At 64.7% G+C, this 2,886-nt stretch carries 2 protein-coding genes and 2 pseudogenes; 1 reads left to right on the plus strand and 3 read right to left on the minus strand.

Features of this window, described 5'->3' with window-relative positions:
* A pseudogene (locus LDQ05_RS19450) lies at nucleotides 1-481 on the plus strand (ISAs1-like element ISMul1 family transposase); the annotation flags it as partial.
* Nucleotides 482-539: 58 nt separating this feature from the next.
* On the opposite strand, the pseudogene LDQ05_RS19970 reads toward LDQ05_RS19450, so the two are convergent.
* From LDQ05_RS19970 to LDQ05_RS19465, 3 genes and pseudogenes are all read right to left on the minus strand, one after another.
* A pseudogene (locus tag LDQ05_RS19970) lies at nucleotides 540-1,346 on the minus strand (ISAs1 family transposase); the annotation flags it as partial.
* A gap of 57 nt (nucleotides 1,347-1,403) precedes the next feature.
* A complete protein-coding gene (locus LDQ05_RS19460) occupies nucleotides 1,404-2,369 on the minus strand; it encodes a DUF389 domain-containing protein (protein ID WP_226438594.1) in 966 nt (321 codons plus the stop codon).
* 34 nt (nucleotides 2,370-2,403) lie between these two features.
* Nucleotides 2,404-2,622: a GAP family protein gene (locus tag LDQ05_RS19465; protein WP_226438595.1), complete on the minus strand. Its 219-nt coding sequence runs from the start codon at nucleotides 2,620-2,622 to the stop codon at nucleotides 2,404-2,406.
* Between the last annotated feature and the right edge of the window lie 264 nt (nucleotides 2,623-2,886).

A 2,886-nucleotide genomic window follows, 5' to 3' on the forward strand; every position in this document is an offset into this window, starting at 1 on the left:
GCCGGGACTGCTCACCCGCATCCGCGGCCTGCCGTGGGAGCTGGTGCCGGTGGTGTGGTCCGACCCGCCCGAGCGTGGCCACGGCCGCGAGGAACAGCGCAGCTACAAGATCGTCACCGTCTCCCGTGGCCTGCGGTTTCCCTATGTCCGACAAGCGATCCAGATCACCGGACATCGGCGCCTGATCGGCTCGGAAGCCTGGAGTGTCGAGGTGGTGTATGCGATCTGCTCATTGCCGTGCGAGCAGGCACCGCCGAAGCTGCTGGCATCGTGGATTCGTGGTCACTGGCACATCGAGAACAAGGTCCACTATGTGCGGGATGTGACGTTCGACTGGGGGTACCTCTCGCTTGCGGGGGCGGACCGTTCGACCATCCGTACCGATCATGGTCCGCAGGTGATGGCGACGCTGAGGAATGTGGCGGTCGGTCTTCATCGTCGGGCTGGGGAGTCGAACATCGCGCGGGCATGCCCGCCTTGACCGTTCGGGTGATCCGCCGGCCACGGCCGGCGTCGGTCTCGCGCGCGAAGACGGGAACCTCGTGCCACGGCAGAGATTTCAGTTCGGAGTGCAACGTCGGCTGATTGCGTTTGACGCACATCACGAAGTGCCCGCCACGGCCGACGATGTACTCGGCGGTGCCGCGCTGGGTGTGTAACGCATCCAGCGTGATCACGGTACCGGTGAGGTCGAACTGGTCGAGAAGTTCGGTGAGCTGGGTGATCTCGTTGGTCTTGTGATGCACGTCGACCTGCCCGACGCTCGCACCGGTGGTGTGGTCGTACGCCGAGAGCAGGTGCGGGCGGTGGCCGTCGGCATCGACGGCTCCGCGGACGGTCTTGCCGTCGCAGGCGATGACCGTGCGTCCGTCGACAGTGGTGAAGGACAATCGGATCCACGCGTAGACACGCAGGTCGAACCGGTGGGCGTCGACGGTGCGCAGGATCCGGTGGAACGTCGACAGTGACGGGACCGTGGCTCCGATGCCGAGGTGGGCGAGTACGTCGGTACCGGCGTCGGCAGTCCATTCGGCGATCGCCGCGACGGAGGTGGCCCCGGCGATCGTCGCGGCGGCTGCGGCGGCGAGGACGCCGGTCAAGCGGTGTCGTGTGCCGCGGGGTTTGCGGGGGTCGGGGAGCTGGTCGAAGGCGTCGAGGATCTGTTGTGGTGCCAGCGGCACGTCGGGTGATGTGTCGAGGACCGGGGCGAGGTCGACGACGGTGAGTGTGGTGGGGGAAGATGACAGTGCGGGCATGGCACTCCGGTGTGGGCGGACGGCGTAAGGAACCTTCATCCTCGCCGTGAGGGTCGTGCTCGCGCCCATCGGTCCCGATCTTTGCGTCATCCCAGGTCAGATGCTACGTAACCGACTTTGACACAGCCCTGCACCCTGCCCGCCTCGTCATTCGCTGAAGCGGCCACCGTAGGTATGCACGATCACGACCTGCGGGTGCCACGGCACGAGGTCATCCACCGCCGACTGGAGTTCGTCCACCGCGGGGAGTTTCTCGGGCGACAGGACATGGACCAGCGCCGTCCGTTGCTGCAACGACACGTCGGTGACCTGCGAAACGGACTCGTCTCCGAGCCAGGTCCGTGCGGCATCGGCGATCTGACCGGCCCACAGCGACGACAACGAGTTCACCACCATCGGAACCGCCACGATGATCAAGCCGGTGACCAGGACTGCATATGCCCGGCCTCGTCTCGCGTCGTCGGCCCCGGCCTCGTGTGCGTACCCCACGACGACGAGCACCACCGTCGCCGTCACGATCATCGCCACCATGTTCGACGCGAACAGCACGAACGCACCGAGCGCGAGCCCCGGTGCGCCCGAGCCGAGACACACGCCGACTACCGCGAGCGGCGGTACCAGCGAGATCGCGATGGCTACACCGGGAAGCACGTCTCCGACGTCGCGCCGGGTGATGGCAATGACCCCCACCAGCCCGGTCGCCAACGCGGCGGTGAGATCCATCAGCTTCGGTGACGTACGGCCGACCACCTGAGAGTTCGACAGCACATTCGTCGGGTTGGGAAGCAATTGCGAGACGACGAATCCGATCGCCACCGCCAGCACGATTCCCAAGAGTACGAGGAGCAGGCTGCGGGCGATCAGCTTGCCCTGGGCAGTCGCAATCCCCAGTCCGACACCGAGAATGGGAACCGACAACGGCGCGACGATCATGGCGCCGATCACCGTCGCGGTCGAATCACCCGCAACACCCGACGCGGCGATCACCGCGGACAACGTCAGCATGATCCAGAAGGCCGAGCGTTTCGATGCAGACGCTCCCTTGCTGAGATCGAGCCGATCGACGAGTTCGTCGAGCGTCCGCCGCTGACTGTCCGGAACCAGGATGTTCATGACCGATCCCCCACTCTGTCCGATGACGAATTCACTAGGTGTTCAGTGCCTTACCGAACTGTATTATCGCGAGCAACACGAGCAGGGCGACATTGAGAAGTTTCGTGTGCGTTGCGATCCAGGTTCGCAGGTCGGTCAGCGGCTTCTGTGCGCGCTCCCCACGGATCAGGAAGAACATGACGGGCACGGGAACCAACGACACCGACACGATCGCGAACACAATGGCGGTAATCCACACGACGTTGCCCGGCAGCCCGCCAGGGTCCCGGAAAAGTCAGCTGGTAAAGCTGTGGCCAGGGATTTTCAGGTGATCGAGGTCGATAGTTCGAGGGTGTGACCTACAGGGTTGGATGGAGGTTGCGAAGCATCCGTCCGAACACAGAGGCCACACCCACATGCGGAGCAATGATCAGAACCTGTGGATCCCGGGAGGGCGCGCCTTCCCGGATGATGATCTACGAAGTCACAGGATTCTGATCAAGACCAGCGCGCCAACGCTGGCGGGAAGGCACGCCCA

The organism is Rhodococcus yananensis (genome assembly GCF_020515525.1).
Classification (GTDB): Bacteria; Actinomycetota; Actinomycetes; order Mycobacteriales; family Mycobacteriaceae; genus Rhodococcus; species Rhodococcus yananensis.

Coding starts and splice junctions, on each gene's coding strand:
- LDQ05_RS19460 (WP_226438594.1), bottom strand. CDS start 2,369: ATGAACATCCTGGTTCCGGACAGTCAGCGGCGGACGCTCGACGAACTC.